This is a genomic window from Embleya sp. NPDC050154, assembly GCF_044460165.1.
GTDB lineage: Bacteria > Actinomycetota > Actinomycetes > Streptomycetales > Streptomycetaceae > Embleya.
Genome location: NZ_JBITJP010000012.1, coordinates 204,545 through 224,898 on the forward strand (window position 1 = coordinate 204,545; position 20,354 = coordinate 224,898).

At 72.3% G+C, this 20,354-nt stretch carries 17 protein-coding genes; 11 read left to right on the plus strand and 6 right to left on the minus strand.

Features of this window, described 5'->3' with window-relative positions; genetic code table 11:
* Positions 1–89: 89 nt before the first annotated feature.
* The gene (locus tag ACIBSV_RS25685; RefSeq protein ID WP_395866856.1) at positions 90–1,211 is read right to left on the minus strand and encodes a DUF2382 domain-containing protein; all 1,122 of its coding nucleotides are present in this window, start codon (positions 1,209–1,211) and stop codon (positions 90–92) included.
* Between the two features lie 704 nt (positions 1,212–1,915).
* Here ACIBSV_RS25685 and ACIBSV_RS25690 point away from each other — a divergent pair.
* Entirely contained in the window at positions 1,916–2,383 is a 468-nt protein-coding gene (locus ACIBSV_RS25690; protein ID WP_395866858.1) for a GNAT family N-acetyltransferase, read from the plus strand.
* A 10-nt stretch (positions 2,384–2,393) separates the two neighbouring features.
* Here the strand turns inward: ACIBSV_RS25690 and ACIBSV_RS25695 are convergent, their stop codons facing one another.
* Positions 2,394–2,630 carry a hypothetical protein gene (locus tag ACIBSV_RS25695; RefSeq protein ID WP_395866860.1) on the minus strand — a complete coding sequence of 79 codons (237 nt, stop codon included), beginning with the start codon at positions 2,628–2,630 and terminating at the stop codon, positions 2,394–2,396.
* A gap of 444 nt (positions 2,631–3,074) precedes the next feature.
* On the opposite strand from ACIBSV_RS25695, the gene ACIBSV_RS25700 reads away from it, so the two are divergent.
* Positions 3,075–4,895 carry a hypothetical protein gene (locus tag ACIBSV_RS25700; RefSeq protein WP_395866862.1) on the plus strand — a complete coding sequence of 607 codons (1,821 nt, stop codon included), beginning with the start codon at positions 3,075–3,077 and terminating at the stop codon, positions 4,893–4,895.
* On the opposite strand, the gene ACIBSV_RS25705 is transcribed toward ACIBSV_RS25700, so the two are convergent.
* Positions 4,819–5,772, minus strand: coding sequence for an A/G-specific adenine glycosylase (locus tag ACIBSV_RS25705; protein ID WP_395866864.1), 954 nt, complete (start codon positions 5,770–5,772; stop codon positions 4,819–4,821). The genes ACIBSV_RS25700 and ACIBSV_RS25705 overlap by 77 nt on opposite strands.
* Positions 5,773–5,953: 181 nt before the next feature.
* Here ACIBSV_RS25705 and ACIBSV_RS25710 point away from each other — a divergent pair, with 181 nt between their 5' ends.
* Positions 5,954–6,796, plus strand: a complete 843-nt coding sequence (locus tag ACIBSV_RS25710) for a hypothetical protein (protein ID WP_395866866.1) — start codon at positions 5,954–5,956, stop codon at positions 6,794–6,796.
* Positions 6,797–6,890: 94 nt separating this feature from the next.
* Here ACIBSV_RS25710 and disA read toward each other — a convergent pair whose 3' ends face one another.
* A complete protein-coding gene (disA, locus tag ACIBSV_RS25715; protein WP_020549623.1) occupies positions 6,891–8,000 on the minus strand; it encodes a DNA integrity scanning diadenylate cyclase DisA in 1,110 nt (369 codons plus the stop codon).
* A gap of 349 nt (positions 8,001–8,349) precedes the next feature.
* Complete coding sequence (radA, locus tag ACIBSV_RS25720) at positions 8,350–9,741, minus strand: DNA repair protein RadA (RefSeq protein ID WP_395866868.1); 1,392 nt, start codon at positions 9,739–9,741, stop codon at positions 8,350–8,352.
* A gap of 133 nt (positions 9,742–9,874) precedes the next feature.
* On the opposite strand from radA, the gene ACIBSV_RS25725 reads away from it, so the two are divergent.
* Positions 9,875–11,383, plus strand: coding sequence for a hypothetical protein (locus tag ACIBSV_RS25725; RefSeq protein ID WP_395866870.1), 1,509 nt, complete (start codon positions 9,875–9,877; stop codon positions 11,381–11,383).
* Between the two features lie 117 nt (positions 11,384–11,500).
* Positions 11,501–13,159, plus strand: a complete 1,659-nt coding sequence (locus ACIBSV_RS25730) for a hypothetical protein (protein ID WP_395866872.1) — start codon at positions 11,501–11,503, stop codon at positions 13,157–13,159.
* Positions 13,160–13,211: 52 nt separating this feature from the next.
* Here the strand turns inward: ACIBSV_RS25730 and ACIBSV_RS25735 are convergent, their stop codons facing one another.
* Positions 13,212–13,955 carry a hypothetical protein gene (locus tag ACIBSV_RS25735; protein ID WP_395866874.1) on the minus strand — a complete coding sequence of 248 codons (744 nt, stop codon included), beginning with the start codon at positions 13,953–13,955 and terminating at the stop codon, positions 13,212–13,214.
* 106 nt (positions 13,956–14,061) lie between these two features.
* On the opposite strand from ACIBSV_RS25735, the gene ACIBSV_RS25740 reads away from it, so the two are divergent.
* The 6 genes from ACIBSV_RS25740 (at position 14,062) to ACIBSV_RS25765 (ending at position 20,283) form a co-directional block, all read left to right on the plus strand.
* On the plus strand, positions 14,062–14,988 hold the full coding sequence (locus tag ACIBSV_RS25740) for a Ppx/GppA family phosphatase (protein ID WP_395866876.1): 927 nt from the start codon (positions 14,062–14,064) through the stop codon (positions 14,986–14,988).
* 169 nt (positions 14,989–15,157) lie between these two features.
* Positions 15,158–15,973 carry a sugar phosphate isomerase/epimerase family protein gene (locus ACIBSV_RS25745; protein WP_395867036.1) on the plus strand — a complete coding sequence of 272 codons (816 nt, stop codon included), beginning with the start codon at positions 15,158–15,160 and terminating at the stop codon, positions 15,971–15,973.
* The gene (locus tag ACIBSV_RS25750; RefSeq protein ID WP_395866877.1) at positions 15,966–16,592 is read left to right on the plus strand and encodes a TetR family transcriptional regulator; all 627 of its coding nucleotides are present in this window, start codon (positions 15,966–15,968) and stop codon (positions 16,590–16,592) included. Before ACIBSV_RS25745 ends, ACIBSV_RS25750 begins: the two co-directional genes overlap by 8 nt.
* Positions 16,593–16,755: 163 nt before the next feature.
* Positions 16,756–18,609 carry a dihydroxy-acid dehydratase gene (gene ilvD / locus ACIBSV_RS25755; protein WP_395866879.1) on the plus strand — a complete coding sequence of 618 codons (1,854 nt, stop codon included), beginning with the start codon at positions 16,756–16,758 and terminating at the stop codon, positions 18,607–18,609.
* A gap of 148 nt (positions 18,610–18,757) precedes the next feature.
* Entirely contained in the window at positions 18,758–19,549 is a 792-nt protein-coding gene (locus ACIBSV_RS25760; protein WP_395866881.1) for an ABC transporter ATP-binding protein, read from the plus strand.
* A complete protein-coding gene (locus ACIBSV_RS25765; protein ID WP_395866883.1) occupies positions 19,546–20,283 on the plus strand; it encodes an ABC transporter permease in 738 nt (245 codons plus the stop codon). Before ACIBSV_RS25760 ends, ACIBSV_RS25765 begins: the two co-directional genes overlap by 4 nt.
* The last annotated feature ends 71 nt before the right edge of the window (positions 20,284–20,354 follow it).

Consider the following 20,354-nt stretch of genomic DNA (forward strand, 5'->3'; position numbering starts at 1 on the left):
CGTGCCCCGAGCGGGGCGAAGCCCCCGGACGCCGCCGGAGAAAGGCACCGGGAGACGATCGGGGGCTTCGCGGAGCCGGCCGGACGGCCCTACATGTTCGTGTTCTTGTTCTTGTCCATGTTCTTGTCCAGCCGTTCGCCCTTGCCGTCGAGGACCTGCACCTTGTCCCCGTCGTGCAACTCGATCCGCTCGCGACGGACCTCCTCGGTCACCCGCTGCTCGCCCTGCACCCTCTTGGAGACGAGCCGGATGCGCTCGACCGGGACGACCTCCTTGCGGACGACCACACGTTCGGCGTGCAGCACGATCTCGTGCGCGTTCTCACGCATGTCCGGCCCGTCCAGCGCGGCACGGCGGTTGGAGTTGTCGATCGGTTCGCGAACGATCTCCCACTCCTCGTGCGTCACCGGGACGACCTTGTCCACGCGCTCGGTCTCGATCACCTTGCGCAGCGCCGCGCGCCCGGCCTCGATCGTCTCGACGTGCACGTCCAGCCGCTCCTCGGAGCGGGTCATCGCGTCGTCGGAACCGGCCTTGGCGGACATCGCCGCGCCCCGGGCCGTGCCCGAGTCGGCCGAGGTCGAACGGGTCGTGGTCGAGGAGGACATGCCCGCCTTGGCGGTGTCCGCCTCCATCGCCGGCCGACCGGTCGCGGTGCCGGAGGCCGCGGCCGTGGTCGCGGCGGGCGTACCGATCCGCGTCGGCGGGTCGTTGGTGCGCACCGACGGGTCGTGCTTGCCGGTCAACTCCTCGAAGCCGTTGTCCGAGCCCGCGAGCTGCGACTTGGACATGTCCGGATGCCGGCGCGTCTCGGCCGCGCCGGCGGCACCGGCTGCTCCGCCGGCCGTACCGGCGGTCCCGGTGCCCTCGGTGGTCCCGGTGCGCGTCATGCCGGTCGACGGCGTGACGCTGTAGTGCCGATAGAGGCGAGCCTCCTCCTCCGGCGACAGGTGCTCGTCGGTGCCCAGGCTCGGCGCCTCCTTGACGAGTTCCTTGTCGAAGGGCACACGCAGGTCGTCGCCTTGCATGTCGGCCGGGCCCAGCGGCACGAAGCTCTCGCGGCCGCCGAACATGCCGGTCTTGACGGTGACCCACTCCGGCTCGCCGGTGCGGTCGTCCAGATACACCTGGCCGATGGTCCCGATCTTGCTGCCTTCGGAATCGACGACCTTGCGGCCGATCAGTTCCTGCGGGGTGACGTTCGTCTTCACGAGCCAACGCTCCTGTTCCCGGCGCCGCGACAGGGATGTCGCGACACGGCGGTCGTCGTGTGGGAGCTCCGCTCACCAGCAGACGGCTAATCGGCCGATGCGACAACCGGAGCCGGTCGGGGCGGCGCCCGCCGGGCACCCGTGAAGGGCTGCCAGCAGCGGGAATTCGAGCGGTGATGGATTGTCGGCGAGGACCGTGGATTCACCCGAGTGGGTGAGTGACCGCCCGGGGTCGGCCGGTTACCGGCCGGGCGGACGGGACCGTGGGGTCCCGAGCCCGGGGGCGATCCGCCGGGGCGTCGTCCGACAGGATTCGAGCCGTGTGGGAGATCACCGATCACGACGAATTGCTGCGCCGCTGCGATGGTGACGCGATGTGTGTCCGGACCGCGCAGGGGCCGACCGGCGGGCGCCGGCCTGGGCCGACGCGGACGGAGCGGCCGTGGTGGTCGCCGGGGCCTGAGCTGTGCCGACACGACCGGCCGGCGGTGCACGGGCAGCCAGAGGCGCTCGTGTGTACGACGGGCTCGGGATGACCTATCGGCCGGTCAGGGCCGCCGGGCGGTCGGGGCGGGCGGGCTGACGCGACGGGTGGGGCGAGTAGGGCCGGTGCGGCGGGTGGGGTGCTCGGCGGGGCATCCGGCGGCGGATGTGTGGTGCGCGTATATCCCGGTCGAGGCCGTCGCGATTTGTAGGCTTTCGGTATGACCATGACGATCCGCCCGGCGACCGCTCGGGATCTGTCCGGGCTGCTGGCGCTGTATGCCGAGTTCCATCCCGACGACGTGCCTCTGCCGATCGAGGACGCCCATCTGATCTGGGCGGACATCGCCACCCAGCGCGGTCGCACGGTGTTGGTCGCCGATCTGGACGGCATGGTGGCGGGCACCGCCGACTGCGCGGTGTTGCCCAACCTCACGCGGGGTGGCCACCCGATCATGTTCGTGGAGAACGTCGTGGTGGCGTCGACCCACCGGCGACGCGGAATCGGCCGCCGACTGCTGGTCGCCGCCGGCACGGTCGCCGCCGACGCGGGTTGCTACAAGGTGCAACTCCTGTCGGCCGACAGCGCCGAGGTGCTCGCGTTCTATCGGGCCTGCGGCTTCGAGGGCGAGTCGGCGCAGGGCTTTCGCCGCTACCTGCGCGGATCCGCCTCCGGGAACGCGCGCTAGATTCGCCGGTTCATCGGCCGGTGCGCCACGGCCCGCCGGGGGAGCCTTCCGGGGGATCGACCGGTCCGTTGCGCAGCCAGCCGGTGCCTCGGCAGTGCGGGCAGCGGGTGCCGGCCCAGATCGTCGACACCTCGCGGTGTCGGCTGCGGTAGACCCGGCCGGAGGTGTCCAGGCCGGTGCCCTGGCAACCCATGCACTGGATCGCGTCGCCCGCCGTGGGCTCGTCGCGCCCGGAATCCTCCGTCACCGCGTCCCCCTTCGATCCTCGGTGTGCGCCCGCGACCGAGCCGCATCGCGTTCCGTAGCCGGCGCGTGTACGTCCAGTATTCGCGGGTGGCTCGCCGCGCGCCGGGATTCGGGGCAAAAGGTTCCCGGGCGGGTTCCGGCGGCGGAGGTGGCGATCCGTCCGGCCGGGGGGCCGCCGGGCTCCCGGGCGTCGGTCGACGCCGGCCGGTTCGGGGCGAGGTACGGAAATGCGTTTTCCTGCGGGCTTCGTTACGTTGGAAAAGAATGGATATGGATGTCGAAATGTCGCCGTGCCCACTCGGATGATCGACTCGGTTTTCGATCGCATTGTCGAACGTGGTTCGGGGGCAATTCGGACCGCCAATTTTCCCGATGATATTATCGGGCGGATCGGTGTGCGGGACGACAGGAGTTCGGGGGCAGGACGATGGCCGTAGGAAGCACCTTGGCCGAAAAGAATGAGGCCGAGGGCGCGGCGAATATCGATCCGGAAATGTCGCGAAATAGGCCGTGGCAGCGGCTCGACGCGCGGACCGGATGGGCGATCGCCGTCGTGCTGGTGCCGGCCCTGTTGCTCGGGCTGGCCGGCTTCCGGCGGCGCTGGATCGGCGACGACGGACTGATCTTCGTTCGCGTCTCGCAGCAGATCCTGGACGGGAACGGGCCCAACTTCAACGTGGGCGAGCGCGCCGAGGCGGCGACCTCGACGCTCTGGCCGTGGCTGCTCGCGCTGGTCGGCGGGGTGACCGGGATCGACCTGGTCACCATCGCGGTGTACGGCTCGCTGCTGTGCGCGGTCGGCGGTCTGGCGCTCGCGACCGCGGGAACCCGACGGCTCTACCTCGACCTCCCGGGCGGCGGATGGCCCCTGCCCGCAGGTGCGTTGGCGATCGCCGCGCTGCCGCCGTTCTGGGACTTCGCCACATCCGGCCTGGAGATGGGGCTGATCTTCGTCTGGCTGGGCACGAGTTGGTGTCTGCTGGCCCGACTGGACCGCAACTCCTCGTTCGCGCGCCAGGCGTGCACCTCGTTCGCGCTCGGCATGGGTGTGCTGGTCCGGCCCGACCTCGCGCTGGGCACGATCGTGTTCGCGGTGGCCGCGTGGCTGCTGCTGCGGCCGACCGGCAGGCGGTTGGCCGTGCTCGCGGTGTTCGGCGGTCTGCTGCCGGTGCTCTACCAGATCTTCCGGATGGGCTACTACGGCGTCCTGCTGCCCAACACGGCGATAGCCAAGGAGGGCACCAAGACCGACGTCGGTCGCGGATGGACCTACTTCGAGGACTACGCGAGCCCGTACAACATCTGGGCACCGCTGCTGCTGACCGCGGTCGCGGTCGGGCTGCTGGCCACGATCGGCCGTTCGGTCGGCGACTTCGAGCGCTATCGCATCCGGGTGCTGACCGCGACCGCCCTGGTCGTCGGCACGGTGCTGCTCGGCTACGTGATCGTGGTCGGCGGCGACTTCATGCACGCCCGTCTGTTGCTGCCGGGCACGTTCGCGTTCCTGCTGCCGGTCCTGGTGCTGCCGTTGCAGCGGCTGTACGCGGGTACCGCGGCGGGGCTGGCCGCGTGGTCGCTGGTCTGCGCGGCCTCGATGCGGGTGCCGTACCAGGGCTTCGGGCCGAAGAACATCGAGGACACCCGCTCGTGGTACGTGACCTGGACCGGCGAGGAGAACCCGGTCACCTCGAAGGTCTATCGGGACGCGTTCGTGAAGCGGCTCGAAGGGGTCGGCACGGAGTGGAACAAGGACATCGCGACGCCCGGGGCGCAGTTCGTCTATCTGACCTACTACCACGAGCCCGACAAGTTCTGGATGTTGAACTTCGACTTCCGCTCCGCACCGCTCAAGTACCACGTCCCGATCACCGACTCGGTGGTCTACGGCGCCCTCGGGCAGCCCGCGGTGCTGGTGCCGACGTCGGGTCTGGCGATCGACATCTTCGGTCTGGCGAATCCGCTCGGCGCGCACCTGGACCTCGACTATCGGACCCGGTCCGGGCACGACAAGCTGACCTACATCGAATGGATTCTCGCCGACTTCACCCAGCCGGGTACGCAGCTGGACCTGCGCAATGTCGATCCGGCCAAGGTCGAGGCGGCCCGCCGGGCATTGAACTGCGGCGGTATTCGCGAACTCCAGCAGGCGACCCGCGAACCCATGTCGGTATCGCGGTTCTGGAAGAACCTCACCGGGTCGGTGAAACGGAACTCGATGCGGATTCCGACGAATCCGATCGACGCGGAGAAGAAGTACTGCCGCTGAGCGGCCCGGCGGGCAACCGGTACACGCCCGCCGCCAACGGCTCGACCAGGCCGTCCGCGACCAGCCCGTCCAGTGCCCGCGCGCGTTGGACGGGCTCGTCCCACGCCGCGTCCAACGCGGACTGCGACACCGGTCCGGGGCTATCCCGCAGCACCGCGAGCAACCGCCCGCGGACCTGCCGGTCGGTGCCCGCGTAGGTCTGGCCCCGGCGCGGCGGGCCCTCGTACGCGGGCTTGCCCGCCAGGCGCCACGCGCACAGCGCGGCGACCGGACAGCCCACACACTTGGGCGACTTCGCCGTGCACACCAGCGCACCGAGTTCCATGACCGCCACCGCCCAGGTCGCGGCGGTCTCCGCGGCGGCGGGCAGCAGCGTGGTCGCGGTACGGCGCTCGGCCGGCGTCGTGGCCTGCGGGGGGTACTCGACGCCGTCGATCGCCCGGCCGATCACCCGGCGCACGTTGGTGTCCAGCACGATGTGGCGCTGCCCGAACGCGAACGAGGCGACGGCCGCGGCGGTGTACTCGCCCACCCCGGGCAGCGCGAGCAGGTCCGCGTGGGTGGAGGGGACCTCGCCGTCGTGGCGTTCGACCATCGCGACCGCCGCGCCGTGCAGCCGCAGCGCGCGGCGCGGGTAGCCGAGCCGGCCCCACATCCGCACCGCCTCGCCCGGCTCGTCGGCGGCCAGCGCGGCCGGTGTGGGCCAGCGCCGCAGCCAGGCCTGGTAGACCGGCAACACCCGGACCACGGGGGTCTGTTGCAGCATGAACTCGCTGACCACGACCGCCCACGCGGAAGCGTCGGGGGTTCGCCAGGGCAAATCGCGTCGATGGGCCGAATACCAGTCGAGGATCGGCTCGTGCAGTGCGTGTGACATCTCTCCCCGATCCTCGCACGTTATGGGCGGTCACTCGGGCGAGTGACGGTGGCTTCTGCCCGCAAATGCCGGAATAGGCCTGCGACCAGGGCTTCTTCGGGCACGACACGGCGAGAAATTCCAACGCGTCGGACGGTGTGGCTACACCGGACGGCGTAACGATCTCCCCTAGAGTTTGCGCGTGGACTCGATGCGCCGTCCCGTGGGTCACCTGCCGTCAACCGTGTATTGGCGTCGGCGGGTCGTCGTGCTGCTCGCCCTCGCGCTGTTGATCGCGCTGGTGGCCTGGGCATGCACTGCCGGTGGGGACTCCGACGACAAGAAGAACGCCGCGGACAAGAAGCCGGCCCCGAGCGGCTCGGCCTCGCCCGATCCGAGCGCCATCACGCCGGGGCCCAACCCGACCAATGGCGCCAATCCGCCGATCCCGGGCGGTGGCACCGGTACGCCCGGCGCGGGGACCTCCGGCGCGTCGGCGGGCACGTCCGGCCAGCCCGGCGGGCAACCCGTCCCGAGCGGCGGGCAGTCCGCGGGTACCGCGGGCAACTCCGGCGCGGCGAGTTCCGGCGGGAAGGCCGCGCCGAACGGCGGCACGTGGTGCACGCCGAACATGATCCGGGTGCAGATCCAGCCGGTGGACGCGGGCAAGACGGCCTACAACGCCTCGCAGAACGTGGCGCTCAAGCTGATCGTCACGAATCAGACCGGGCCCACCTGCTACGTCGACCTCGCGCCGAGCCGCGCCTACATCGAGGTGCTCTCCGGCCCCGAGCGGCTGTGGAGTTCGGCCGACTGCGTCGCCGGCGCGGCCACCGACGTGCGGCAGTTGCAGCAGGGCGACGCGCAGGCCGTCTCGATCACTCGCGACTGGTCCTGGACCCGCTCCAACGCCGCGCAGTGCGCGACCAACGGCGGGCAGAGCAAGGCCGCGCCCGCGGACAAGGCCGCCTACCGCGCGAAGGGCACGCTGGCGGGCCTGGAGCCGTCCGGCGAGTTCGTGTTCACCGCGGCGGTGGGCAAGTAGCGGCGATCCGCATCCGAACGACGAAGGAGGGCCCCGGCGCTTGCGCCGGGGCCCTCCTTCGTCGTGTGTGCGACGTCGTGACGTGCGGAGGGGGCTACACGTAGCGCTCCAGGATCGAGGACTCGGCGAGTCGGGACAGCCCCTCGCGCACGCTGCGCGCGCGGGCCTCGCCGACGCCGTCCACGGCCTGGAGGTCGTCGACACTGGCCGCGAGCAGCTTCTGCAGACCGCCGAAGTGCTCCACGAGCCGCTCGATCACCACGGGTGGTAGCCGGGGGACCTTCGCCAGCAGTCGGTAACCGCGCGGGCTGACCGCCGAGTCGAGCACCTCGTGCCCCGAGGTGAAGCCCAGCGCGCGGGCCACGGTTTGCAGGTCGAGCAGGTCCGCGTGGGCGAGACCGTCCAACTCGGCGAGCACGTCGGCCTCGGTCCGGCCGCGCTTGATCGCGCGCTCGGGCACGTAGTCGCGGGCGACCAGCTTGCGGTCGTCCTCGACGCCCGCGATCAGCTCCTCCAGTTGCAGCGAGAGCAGACGCCCGTCGACGCCCAATTCGGTGACGTAGCCGTCGATCTCGCGGGCGATCAGGCGCACCATCTCCAGTCGCTGGGACACCGCGCACACGTCCCGCACGGTGACCAGGTCCTCGATCTCCAGCGCGGACAGCGTGCCCGACACCTCGTCGAGCCGCAGCTTGTAGCGCTCCAGCGTGGCGAGCGCCTGGTTGGCCCGGGACAGGATCGCCGCCGAGTCCTCCAACACGTGTCGCTTGCCGTTGACGTAGAGCGCGATCAGGCGCATGGACTGGCTCACCGAGACCACCGGGTAGCCGGTCTGCTTGTTGACCCGCTCGGCGGTGCGGTGCCGGGTGCCGGTCTCCTCCGTCGGGATCGACGGGTCCGGGACGAGTTGCACGCCCGCCCGGACGATCTTCGTGCACTCGCGGTCGACCACGACCCCGCCGTCGAGCTTGCACAGCTCGCGCAGCCGGGTCGCGGAGAACTCGACGTCCAGCACGAAACCGCCCGTGGAGAGCGCCTCCACCGCCTTGTCGAAACCGAGCACGATCAGGCCGCCGGTGTTGCCCCGGAGAATGCGCTCCAGGCCGTCGCGCAGGGCGGTGCCCGGGGCCACGGATTGCAGCGCGGCCCTCACGAGGGCCGCGTCGGCACTCGTGCCCTTGTCGGTCCGGTCATTCGTAGCCACAGAACTCCCCGTGGTCGTTGCCATCCTCGGCCGGCCATCGGCCGTCACCCGGGCATTTGCTCCGGTATGCACGGCCGGGAGCGCCTCAGGACCTGCGGTCGACACAGGTCGGCCGCTACGTCGGAAGATCGGTGGAAAAGTCTAGTGCCTCCCGACCGCCGACCGGTCGCCTTATCCGGCCCGAAGCCGTGTTTCGGCACAGGTCGCGCATGCCGTTCCGCTTGTCGAGTATCTCCGAGGCGACGCCCGGTCACTCCTCGGGGCACCCGGAAAGTTGTCGGCCGGCATCGGAGCGTCCCGCCGGTGTCCCCTCCGGGTCCGCTTCCCGGGGTGCCCGCGGGTCGGCCCGTCACTCGCGATCGGGCTTTCGCTCGCGGTGCGACACCAGGTTGAACGCGCGCAGCGCCTCGCGGATGTCGGCCACCTCGATCACCTTCATGCCCTTGGGGACCTTGCCGGGGTCGGGCGGCACCAGCGCGTGGGTGAAGCCGAGCCGGAACGCCTCGGCGAGCCGGCGCTGCACGCCGGTGGCCCGGCGGATCTCGCCCGCGAGGCCGACCTCGCCGATCGCGACCAGCTTGGACGGCAGCGGGTGGTCGGCGGCGGCGCCCGCGAGCGCGAGGGCCGCGGCCAGGTCGGCGGCCGGTTCGGTGAGCTTCACGCCGCCGACGGTGGCGGTGTAGATCTCGGTCTTCTCCAGGCGGACCCCGCCGCGCCGCTCGAGCACCGCGAGCACCATGCCCATCCGGGCCGAGTCCAGCCCCGAGGTGGCCCGACGCGGGGTGGGGATCTGCGACGGCGCCACCAGTGCCTGTACCTCGACCACCAGGGGGCGCTTGCCCTCCAGGGTGACCGTGACGCAGGTGCCGGAGACCGGCTCCTGGCGCTGGGTCAGGAACAGGCCGCTGGGGTCGGTCAGGCCGGTGATGCCCTCGTCGTGCAGCTCGAAGCAGCCGACCTCGTCCGCCGTGCCGTAGCGGTTCTTGATCGCGCGGACCAGGCGCAGCCGGGCGTGTCGGTCGCCCTCGAAGTGCAGTACGACGTCGACCAGGTGCTCCAGCAGGCGCGGGCCGGCGATCGAGCCGTCCTTGGTGACGTGGCCGACCAGGACGGTGGCGATGTTGCGTTCCTTGGCGATCCGGATCAGCGCGCCGGTCACCTCGCGGATCTGCGACACGCCGCCGGGCGCGCCGTCGATCGCGGGCGAGGCGATGGTCTGTACCGAGTCGACCACCAGCAGCGCGGGCTTGACCGCGTCGACGTGGCTGATCAGCGCGGCGAGGTCGGTCTCGGCGGCGAGGTAGAGCTCCTCGTTCAGCGCGCCGATCCGGCCCGCGCGCAGTCGGACCTGGGCGGCCGACTCCTCGCCGGTGATGTAGAGCGTGCGCGCGGCGGGCGAGGCGGACTTGCTCGCCACATCCAGCAGCAGGGTGGACTTGCCGACCCCGGGCTCGCCCGCGAGCAGCACGACCGCGCCCGGGACCAGGCCGCCGCCGAGCACGCGGTCCAGCTCGTCGACGCCGGTCGAACGGAACTTGGCGGTCTGCACGTCGATCCGGCCGATCGGCAGCGCTGCCGTGGTGACCGGGCCGGCGACGATCGAACGGGCCTTGGGCGCGCCGAACTCCTCGACCGTGCCCCACGCGTGGCACTCGTTGCAGCGGCCCAGCCATTTCGGCCCGGTCCAGCCGCATTCGGTGCAGCGGTACGACGGGCGATCCTTCGTAGTGGTCCTGGCCATGCCAGGAACGTTAACGGCCCGCGCCGACATCGATGACCGGCGTCCGATCGATCACGGTCGGAATGTCTTGATCCTGTCACCGAGCCCGCAAAGAGATGGTGACCATGGGCCGTTCTCCCTACCGTGTGGCGGCATGGCGCGTGGGGACGTTGCGGGGCAGGGGTCGGGGACGACGGACGTGACGGGGGCGGTGCCCGACGCGGTCGCGTTGTACGACGCCCATGGCGACGCCCTGTTCGGCTTCTGCGTGGGGCTCGTGCACGACCCCGAGGTCGCCGTGCGGGTGGTGCGGGACACGCTGGCCGTCGGGCCCGAGCGGATCCGGCTGCTGCGCGAGGCCGGGCGGACCCGGGCGCTGCTGTACGCGCTCGCGCGCGCCGAGTGTGCCCGGGCGGCCGGTGGCCGGCGCGGGCCCGGGGTGGTCGAGCAGGTGTTGGCCGCGGGTGGTGCGGCGTGGACGGTGCCCGACCGGCATCGGCTGCCGCCGCTGGTTCCGTACGCGCTGTGGGCGGTGGACGAGGTCGAGCGGATCGCGCTGGACCTGTGTGTGCGGCACGGCCTGGACGGTGCGGAACTGGCCGATGTGCTGGCGCTGTCCGAGCGGCGGGTGGAGCGCGCGCTGGCACGCGGATGGGCGCAGTTCGAGCAGGCGCTGGCGGTGTACGCGGTGGCCACGCACGCGCGCCGGGACTGCCCCGAGCTCGCGTTGTTGTTGCCGGACGAGGGCGCGGCGGTGGAGGCGACGTTGCGCCCGCCGCTGTACCTGCACGTGGACTCGTGCCCGGACTGCGTGGCGCTGCGACCGGGCGAGGTGGACGCGCGGGAGCTGTTGGCGGCGGGCGGATCGCCCGCCGCGCCGTACTCGATCCGGACCGAGTTGCTCGTGAACGGGACGGCGGCCTTCGGTGGGTGGGGCGGTGTCGGCGCGTCGGCCGACCGCGGCGCCTTCCCGAGGGGGACCGGCCGGCCCCGTTCGCGGGTGCCGATGGTGGTGGCGTGCGCGGTCGTCGCGGCGCTGGTGTCGACGCTGGGCGTGCTGGTGCGGCCGGGGGCCGGGGGCGAGGGCACGCCGGTGGCGCTGGGGTCGGCCCAGGTGCCGGATCAGCCCGCGGCCGTGCACCCGCCGGCGGCGCCCTCGGTCGCGCCGAGCAGCGCGTCCGTGCCCGGGCCGACCGCGTCGCGTGGCCCGACCGCGCTGCCGGGCACGCGCGCCGGCAGCGCGAAGCCGACCACCCGGAGCAGCAGGAGCGCCAAGCCCCCGGCGGGCGGCCCGGCTTCGGCGGCCGGCCTTCCGGTGAACCGGCCCCGGTCGCTGGGCTCCACCGAGGGCAATCCGGCGCCCCGGGGCACGCTCGTGTGGTCGAGCCGTGTGCTGGAGCTGGGGTCCGACGGCGCCGCGCGGGTCGTGCGGCTCACCGCCGAGAACGGACCGGTCACGTGGTCCCTGGGCATGTCGGAAAATGATTGGCTCACGGCGAGTCCGAATTCCGGAACGCTGGCCAACGGCCAGTCGATATCGATCACGATCTCGGCGAATCCGGACATGGCACCGGCCGCCACGTGGGAAGTGAGCGTTTCGGCGAATCCGACGGGGGTTTCGCTCGCGGTCCGTGGTCCGGGGCGTCGCGTGGAGGTTCGATGAAAAAATCCGGCCAAAGGTGACGGACATTCACTCGAAAGTATGATTGTCGACCTCGAAAGGCGTATGAAAGTGCAAATCACCTGAGTCGGCGGCTCTCGGACACCTACGTTCACGAGCGTGAAGGATTCGGTAACCGGCCCGGCGGCTGCCCCGGGAGGGGCTCCTTGCTCCACTCCCCCCGCCGCGGTGCTCTCGTGGGGACGCGCCGCCTACGACGCCTACGCCGAAGGGCTCTACACCTACTGCCTCTCGGTGCTGCGCGATCATCGGGCAGCTGCGGAGTCACTGCGCAGCACCTTCGTGCTGGCCGACCGTCACATCGGCCGGCTCCCCGACCTGGACCTGCTCAAACCGTGGCTGTACGCGCTCGCCCGCTACGAGTGCCTGGTCCGTCTGGACGCGCACGTGCGGGTGGGCAGCGGCCCCGCGCGGCCCGAGGACGTGCGGGTGGTGTGGGCGCACGAGCGCTGCCTGCCGCCGGCTTCGGACGCCGACGATCCCGTCGACCTTTTCCCGGGCACCGAGGCCGGTCGCGCCTCCGCGCGGCACGGCGACCTGGACGAACTCGCCTGGCCCGAGGCCGTGGGCCTGACCCCGGAGCGGCGCGAGGCGCTGGAGTTGTCGGTGCGGCACGGGCTCGACCCACGCGGGCTGGCCGCCGTGCTCGGCTGCGACGAGCAACACGCCCGCAGCCTGCTCCTGGGCGCCGGCCGCGAGGTGGACCGCACCCGGGCGGCGGTCGCGGGCGCCGCGGCCTCGCACGGGTGCGCGGAGGGCCGGGAACTGGCCGGCGCGCGGCTCACCTCCGCGTTGCGCGAGCGGCTGATCGCGCACGTCGAGACATGTCGGCGGTGCGGACCGCGGGTGCGCCGCGCCGCGACCTGCCTGGCGCCGACCACCGGCGCGGCGGCGGCCCCGGTCGGGCTCGCGCTGATCGCCCCGCCGGCGGCGCTGCGGATCGAGGTGTTGGGCGAGGTGGGCAAAGGGCGCTCGGCCCAGCGCCCGCCGGAGCTCGCCCGTCGGGTCGCCGAGTTCGACCGGGCAGGCTTCCCGGTCTTTCGCGCCCGCGTGGTCGAGCGCGGCAATCGCCGCCGGGCCACGGTGATCGCGGCGGTCGTGGTGGCCGCGGTCGTCGCCGCGCCGGCGCTGGCCCTGTGGCAGGCGTCCGGCGGGTCGGCCGGGGAGTCGAGCGCCAAGGCCGTCACGATCGCGTCGGCGCGGGCGGACGGCCCGAACGGCCCCGTCGCGCTCACACCACCGATCGGGCCCGCGCGCTCGCCGGCGGCGGCGACGATGAGTCCCGCGGTGGCCGACACACCCCACGGGAACGGCTTCGCGCCGATCTCCCCGGCCGGGTCGCCCGCCGCGGGACCGGCCGAGGTCGCGCCCGGGGCGGTCCCGTCACCGCCCGCGCCGGCCGGCGTGCCGAGTGCCACGCCGCCCCTGGTCACGGTCACCTCCACCGGTGATCGCACGGTCGTCACGCTGCGCAACGCCGGCCCGGTGCCGGTCGCCTGGCAGGTCGGGACGGCGGCGCCCTGGTTGCGGCTGAGCCACACACACGGCACGCTCGCCCCCGGACAGCGGGACACCGTCACCGTCTCGGTCGACGCCGAGCGGGCCCCTCGGGGGTCGTGGGTGGCCAAGGTGGAGGTGGATCCGGGCGACGTGGTGGTCACCATCGAGGGCCGCACGGGCGAGACGACCTCCCCGAGCGTCCCGCCGAGCACGACGCCCGCGAGCACCACGAGCGCCGGCCCCGAGCCGACCGGCTGAACGGTCCCGAGACCGGATCCGGCACCGGCCCCGCGACCGGATCCGGCACCGCTCAGACGACCGGATCCGCCGGGTGCGGCGCGATCGGCCGCCCGCCCGCCAGCCGGGTCTCGCAGGCCGCGACCAGCACCGCGTACGCCGCCTCGCCCATCAGCTCGCGCAGTTCCGGACCGTACGACAGATAGACCGGCTCGCCCGCGCCGTGCGCCTCGGTGCTCCCGGTGCACCACCAGTGCAGGTCGTGCCCGCCCGGTCCCCACCCCCGCCGGTCGTACTCGCCGATGGTCACCATCAGCACGCGGGTCTCGTCCGGCCGGTCGATCCAGTCGTAGGTGCGCCGGACCGGCAGTTGCCAGCACACGTCCGGCTTGGTCTCCAGCGGGTGCACACCCTCGCGCAGCGCGAGCGCGTGCAGCGAACAGCCGGTGCCGCCGGCGAACCCGGGACGGTTCAGGAACACACACGCCCCGTCCACCAGGCGGGTGCGCTTGTCGCCGTCCTCGAACTCGCTGACGCCCTGCTCCAGGGCCAGGTCGTGGAACTGCCAGGTCTGCGGGGTCAGCCGTTCCGCCCAGGCCAGCACGCGCTTCTCGTCGTCCTCGTCCGACCAGTGCGCGCCCAGCGAGCAGCACCCGTCCGGCGCGCGGCCGGCCACGACGCCGTGACAACCGGCGCCGAAGATGCACTGCCAACGCGACGTCAGCCAGGTCAGGTCGCAACGAAAGAGTTGATCGGCGTCCTCGGGGTCGGGGAATTCGAACCAAGCGCGCGGAAAATCCAGGTCTACCTCAGGCACGGGACAAGCCTAGGGCTCGGCGCGGGGTGGTCCGTCGGGCAAAGGTGTGGCAACCGAGGGAACGCCCCCGCTCGCGCGCCGGGGGCGACGGATTACCTTCGTGACCATGCGACTCGGTGTTCTCGACGTGGGCTCCAATACGGTCCACCTGCTCGTGGTCGACGCCCATCAGGGTGCTCGGCCTCTTCCCGCGTACTCGCACAAGCGCGAACTGCGCCTGGCGGAGCTCCTGGAGCCGGACGGGAGCATCGCCCCGCACGGGGTGGATCTGCTGGTGCGGACGATGGCGGCGGCCCTGGAGGTCGCCGAGGACAAGGGCGTCGAAGACCTGCTGCCGTTCGCCACGTCCGCGGTGCGCGAGGCGGCCAACTCCGAGGCGGTGCTCGATCGGGTGCGCCGCGAGACCGGCGTGGACCTCCAGGTGCTCACCGGCGCCGACGAGGCGCGACTGACCTTCCTGGCGGTCCGCCGCTGGTTCGGCTGGTCCTCGGGCCGGCTGCTCGTGCTCGACATCGGCGGCGGTTCGCTGGAGATCGCGGCGGGCGTGGACGAGGAGCCGGACGCGGCGGCCTCGCTGCCGCTGGGCGCGGGCCGGCTGACCCGGGCCTGGCTGCACACCGATCCGCCCTCGCCGGACGAGATGCGGGTGCTGCGCAAGCACGTACGCGCGGAGATCGCACGCACGGTCGCCGAGTTCAGCCGGCTCGGCCGGCCCGACCACGTGGTGGCCACGTCCAAGACGTTCAAGCAACTGGCCCGGATCGCCGGCGCGCCGGCCTCGGGCGAGGGGCCCTACGTCAAGCGCTCGCTCAGCCGGGCCGGACTGGCCGACTGGCTGCCCCGGCTCGCGGCGATGACCTCGGCCGAGCGGGCCGCCCTGCCGGGGGTGTCCGTGGGCCGGGCGCCCCAACTGGTCGCGGGCGCGATAGTGGCCGACGCGGCGTTGGACCTGTTCAACGTGAGCGCGCTGGAAGTGTGTCCGTGGGCCCTGCGCGAGGGCATCATCCTGCGCCGGCTGGACTGGATGGACTGACCCGCCGCTCACCCGGATGCCGTGGTCCGGCCCCCGGTTCGGACGCACCGATGCGCGCGATACCGCCGTGTCGGCGGTCGATGGTTCTACTCTGGGCGACGTGGCCGACCACGACATACTCCACGGTACGGGGGCCGACACGTCCGAGGCGCGAGGGCCGGACGCGGTTCTGCGCGTCCCCGACGCGAAGATCGCCCTGTCCACCGCCTCCGTCTATCCCGAGTCCACCGCCGACGGGTTCGAGATCGCGGCCCGGCTCGGCTACGACGGGATCGAGGTGATGGTCTCCACGGACCCGGTGAGCCAGGACGTCGAGGCGCTGCGGCGACTGTCCGACCATCACGGCGTGCCGATCCTGTCCGTGCACGCGCCCTGCCTGCTGATCACCCAACGGGTGTGGGGCACGGATCCGTGGACCAAACTGGTGCGCGCGCGGGACGCCGCCGAGCGGCTCGGCGCCGGGACCGTCGTGGTGCATCCGCCGTTTCGTTGGCAGCGCAGCTATGCCCGCGACTTCGTGCGCGGCATCGAGCGCATGGCCGGCGAGACCGATGTGCTGTTCGCGGTGGAGAACATGTTCCCGCTGCGCTACCGGGACAAGGAGGTCGCCGCGTACGCGCCGGACTGGGACCCCTCCGACGAGGAGTACCGCCACTTCACCCTCGACCTGTCGCACACCGCGACCTCGCGCTCGGACGCGATGGACATGCTCGCCCGGATGGGCGACCGGCTCGGGCACGTGCACCTGGCCGACGGCAGCGGCTCGCTCAAGGACGAGCACCTGGTGCCCGGACGCGGCACCCAACCGTGCGCGGAACTGCTCGAACACCTGGCGCGCACCTTGTTCGCCGGGACGATCGTGCTCGAGGTGAACACCCGCCGCTGCTCCTCGCGCGCCGAGCGTGAGGCGGATCTCGCCGAGGCGCTCGCGTACACGCGCCTGCACCTGGCCGCGGAGGCCGAGCCGGAGCGGCGTTATGGCTGAGGCGCGAACGGCCGCCGAGTCGGCGGGCACGCGGCGCGGCCCGGGCCGGCCGCCGGGTCGGCGCGGCAACGCCTCGGCGACGCGCGAGGGCATCCTGGACGCGGCCCGCGCCGAGTTCGCCGCGCGGGGCTACGCCGGTGCCTCGGTGCGCGCGATCGCCCGCGGCGCGGGCGTGGACCCGGCGCTCGTGCACCACTACTTCGGCTCGAAGGACCGGGTGTTCATCGCGGCCATGGACCTGCCGCTGGAGCCCGAGGCGCTGGCCGCCCGGGTGTTCGCGGCGGGCCCCGAGCACGCGGGCGAGCGGCTGGCCGAGGCGTTCGTGACGCTGTGGGAGCACCCGGACACCGGCACCCGGCTGCTGGCCATCCTGCGCACGGCGGTGTCCGACGGCGGCAACCCGGCCTTTCGCGAGTTCGTCGGCGCGGAGCTGATCGCGCGCCTGGCCGAGGGGGTCGGCGGGGCGGACGCGGCGCTGCGGGTGAACCTGTGCGTGAGCCAGCTCCTGGGGACCGCGCTCACCCGCTACGTACTGCGACTGGAGCCGATCGCCTCGACGCCGGCGGCGGAGGTGGCCGCCCGGCTCGCGCCGATCCTCCAGCGGCACCTGACCGGCTGAGCGCCGCCGGGCCGGGTCGGGTCCGGTCGTCGGGTCCGGTCGGGCCGGGCCGGGTTCGCTCGTGGGGGTCGCATAGTGGACGTCCGCGCCGTCGTCGGCGCTCGCGGACGTAAGCTCGAAAGCACCCCGGATCCACCGGTGAATTGCTGAGAGGGTGTGTGCAGTGCCGCAACTCAGGTCTCGGACGGTCACCCACGGTCGCGAAATGGCGGGCGCACGCGCGCTCCTCATGGCCGCAGGCGTCAAGCGTGAGGACTTCGGCAAGCCGATCATCGCGGTTGCCAACAGCTTCACCGAGTTCGTACCGGGGCACACCCACCTCCAGCCGGTCGGCCGGATCGTGTCCGAGGCGATCTCCGCCGCCGGTGGCATCCCGCGCGAGTTCAACACGATCGCGGTCGACGACGGCATCGCGATGGGTCACTCCGGGATGCTCTACTCGCTGCCCTCGCGCGAGCTGATCGCCGACGCGGTGGAGTACATGGTCAACGCGCATCAGGCGGACGCCATGGTGTGTGTCTCGAACTGCGACAAGATCACCCCCGGCATGCTGATGGCCGCGCTGCGGCTGAACATCCCGGCCGTGTTCGTCTCCGGCGGCCCGATGGAGGCCGGCACCGCGGTGATGGTCGACGGTCGGGTGCGCCCGCACCTGGACCTGATCACCGCGATCTCCGACTCCGCGTCCGACCAGGTCTCCGACGAGGACCTGGAGCGGATCGAGAACGCCGCGTGTCCCACGTGTGGTTCGTGCGCGGGCATGTTCACCGCCAACTCGATGAACTTCCTGGTCGAGGCGATGGGCCTGGCACTGCCGGGCAACGGCTCGGTGCTGGCCACGCACACCGCGCGCAAGGCGCTGTACGAGGGCGCGGGCCGCACCGTCGTGGAGATCACCAAGCGCTACTACGAGCAGGACGACGAGAGCGTGCTGCCGCGCAACGTGGCGACCCGGCAGGCGTTCGAGAACGCGATGGCGATGGACATCGCCATGGGCGGTTCGACCAACACCATCCTGCACCTGCTCGCGGCCGCGCAGGAGGCCGAGATGGACTTCACCATGGCCGACATCGACGCGCTCTCGCGGCGCGTGCCGTGTCTGGCCAAGGTGGCGCCGAACAACGCGCCATACCACGTGGAGGACGTGCACCGGGCGGGCGGCGTGCCCGCGCTGCTGGGCGAGCTGTACCGCGCCGGACTGCTGCACGAGGACGTGCGCTCGGTGCACACCGACTCGCTCGCCGAGTGGCTCAAGACCTGGGACGTGCGCGGCGGTTCGCCCTCCGCCGAGGCGGTCGAGCTGTTCCACGCGGCCCCCGGGTGTGTGCGCTCGGCCACCGCGTTCAGCCAGTCCGAGCGCTGGGACTCGCTCGACCTGGACGTGGCCTCGGGCTGCATCCGCGACGTCGAGCACGCGTACAGCAAGGACGGCGGCCTGGGCATCCTGTACGGCAACCTCGCCGAGGCGGGTTGTGTGGTCAAGACCGCGGGCGTGGACGAGTCGATCTGGACCTTCTCCGGACCGGCCGTCGTGGTCGAGTCGCAGGAGGCGGCGGTCGACGCGATCCTGACCAAGCGGGTCAAGGAGGGCGACGTCGTGGTGGTCCGCTACGAGGGCCCCAAGGGTGGTCCCGGCATGCAGGAGATGCTCTACCCGACGTCCTTCCTCAAGGGCCGCGGGCTCGGCGCGAAGTGCGCGCTGATCACCGACGGGCGCTTCTCCGGCGGCACCTCGGGCCTGTCCATCGGGCACGTCTCGCCGGAGGCCGCGGCCGGCGGCACGATCGCGCTGGTCCGGGACGGCGACATCATCACGATCGACATCCCGAACCGCCGGATCGAGCTGGAGGTCTCCTTCGAGGAGCTGGCCGAGCGCCGCGAGCGGCTGCTGCACGACCTGGGCAAGTACCGCCCGGTCGACCGCGACCGGGTGGTCAGCACGGCACTGAAGGCGTACGCGGCGATGGCCACCAGCGCGGACCGGGGCGCGGTGCGTGACGTGTCGATGTTCGACTGATCCACGGCGGTTTCCGAAAGGGCGTCCCGGCTTCGGCCGGGGCGCCCTTTCGTCGTGTGCGGGGTCGTGCCGGGCCGGGCCTCGACCCGGCGGGCCCGCCGGGTCGGAGGGCCTTGACGAAGCGAGCCGGCGAGCGCATATTCAACACATGATGAATTATGCCGAGGACGCGATCCGGGCCGAGGGGCTGCGGGTCGTGCGTGGTGGGCGTGTGGTGCTCGACGACGTGTCGTTCGTCGTGCCGCGCGGGAGCGTCACCGGGCTGCTCGGGCCGAGCGGCTGCGGCAAGAGCACGCTGATGCGTGCGATCGTCGGCGTGCAGGCACAGGTGAGCGGGCGACTGGAGGTGTTGGGCCGTCCCACCGGGGACAAGCGGCTGCGCAGCGCGATCGGCTACGTGACCCAGGCGCCGTCGGTCTACGCGGACCTGACCGTGCGGGAGAACCTGCGCTACTTCGGCGCGATCCTGGGCGCCTCGGCGGGCGAGGTGGACCGGGTGCTCCGCGAGGTGGACCTGACCGATCGCCGGGACGCCGAGGTGGCCCGGCTGTCCGGTGGACAGCGGGCCCGGGTGTCGTTGGCCGCCGCGCTGCTCGGCGAGCCGGATCTGCTGGTCCTGGACGAGCCCACGGTCGGCCTCGACCCGGTGCTGCGCCGGGACCTGTGGGGTCTGTTCCATCGGCTCGCCGCCGACGGCGTCACGCTGCTGGTCTCCAGCCACGTGATGGACGAGGCCGAGCGCTGCGAGCGGCTGTTGCTGCTGCGCGACGGCGCGCTGCTCGCCGACGACACCCCCGCCGCGCTGCTCGAGCGGACCGGGGCCCGGGACGCGGAGTCCGCCTTCCTCGCGCTGGTCGACTCCGCGCGCGGCCCGGCCGCTTCGACCCCGGCCGGCACCTCCGTCGCCGCTTCGATCTCGACCTCCGGGAGCGCGTCATGACCGGCACCGCCACCACCGCCACCGCGCGCCGCGTGCTCGGTCAACTGCGGCACGACCCGCGCACCATCGCGCTGATGCTGCTGGTGCCGTGCGTGCTGCTCACGCTGCTGTACTGGCTCTACGACGCCGAACCGCAGCGGTTCGACCGGATCGGCGGGCCACTGCTCGGCATCTTCCCGTTCGTGGTGATGTTCCTGGTCACCTCGGTGGCCACGCTGCGCGAGCGGTCCACCGGCACGCTGGAGCGGCTGCTCACCATGCCGATCCGCAAGCTCGAACTGATCGGCGGGTACGCGCTCGCGTTCGGTCTGGTCGCGGTGGTCCAGGCGGTCGTGGCCACCGGGCTCGCGATCGGCCTGCTCGGCCTGGACGTGGCCGGACCGACCTGGCTGATCCTGTGCGTCGCGGTACTGAACGCGCTGCTCGGGCTCGCCCTCGGGCTGTTGGTGAGCGCCTTCGCCCACACCGAGTTCCAGGCCGTGCAGTTCCTGCCCGCGGTGATCCTGCCGCAGTTCCTGCTGTGCGGGCTGTTCGTGCCGCGCGCGCAGATGCAGCCGGTGCTCGAAGCGGTCTCCGCCGTGCTCCCGCTGTCCTACGCGGTGGACGCGATGTCCCGGCTGACCACCGACAACGAGGTCTCCGGCCTGCTGCTTCGCGATGTCGCGGTGATCGCCGGCTGCGTCCTGGCGGCCCTGGCACTCGGCGCGCTGACCCTGCGTCGACGCACCCCATAGGACACGTGTACGTACCGTACGGTGGCCACCGGAGGCATCCGTGCCTCCGGTTGGACCAACGAACGCGAGAA

Excerpts from the sequence above, each read along its gene's own strand:
- radA (WP_395866868.1), bottom strand. The coding sequence starts at position 9,741 with ATGGCCAGGACCACTACGAAGGATCGCCCGTCGTACCGCTGCACCGAA.
- ACIBSV_RS25690 (WP_395866858.1), top strand. The coding sequence starts at position 1,916 with ATGACCATGACGATCCGCCCGGCGACCGCTCGGGATCTGTCCGGGCTG.
- ACIBSV_RS25765 (WP_395866883.1), top strand. The coding sequence starts at position 19,546 with ATGACCGGCACCGCCACCACCGCCACCGCGCGCCGCGTGCTCGGTCAA.
- ACIBSV_RS25740 (WP_395866876.1), top strand. The coding sequence starts at position 14,062 with ATGCGACTCGGTGTTCTCGACGTGGGCTCCAATACGGTCCACCTGCTC.
- ACIBSV_RS25760 (WP_395866881.1), top strand. The coding sequence starts at position 18,758 with ATGATGAATTATGCCGAGGACGCGATCCGGGCCGAGGGGCTGCGGGTC.
- ACIBSV_RS25750 (WP_395866877.1), top strand. The coding sequence starts at position 15,966 with ATGGCTGAGGCGCGAACGGCCGCCGAGTCGGCGGGCACGCGGCGCGGC.
- ACIBSV_RS25705 (WP_395866864.1), bottom strand. The coding sequence starts at position 5,772 with ATGTCACACGCACTGCACGAGCCGATCCTCGACTGGTATTCGGCCCAT.
- ACIBSV_RS25725 (WP_395866870.1), top strand. The coding sequence starts at position 9,875 with ATGGCGCGTGGGGACGTTGCGGGGCAGGGGTCGGGGACGACGGACGTG.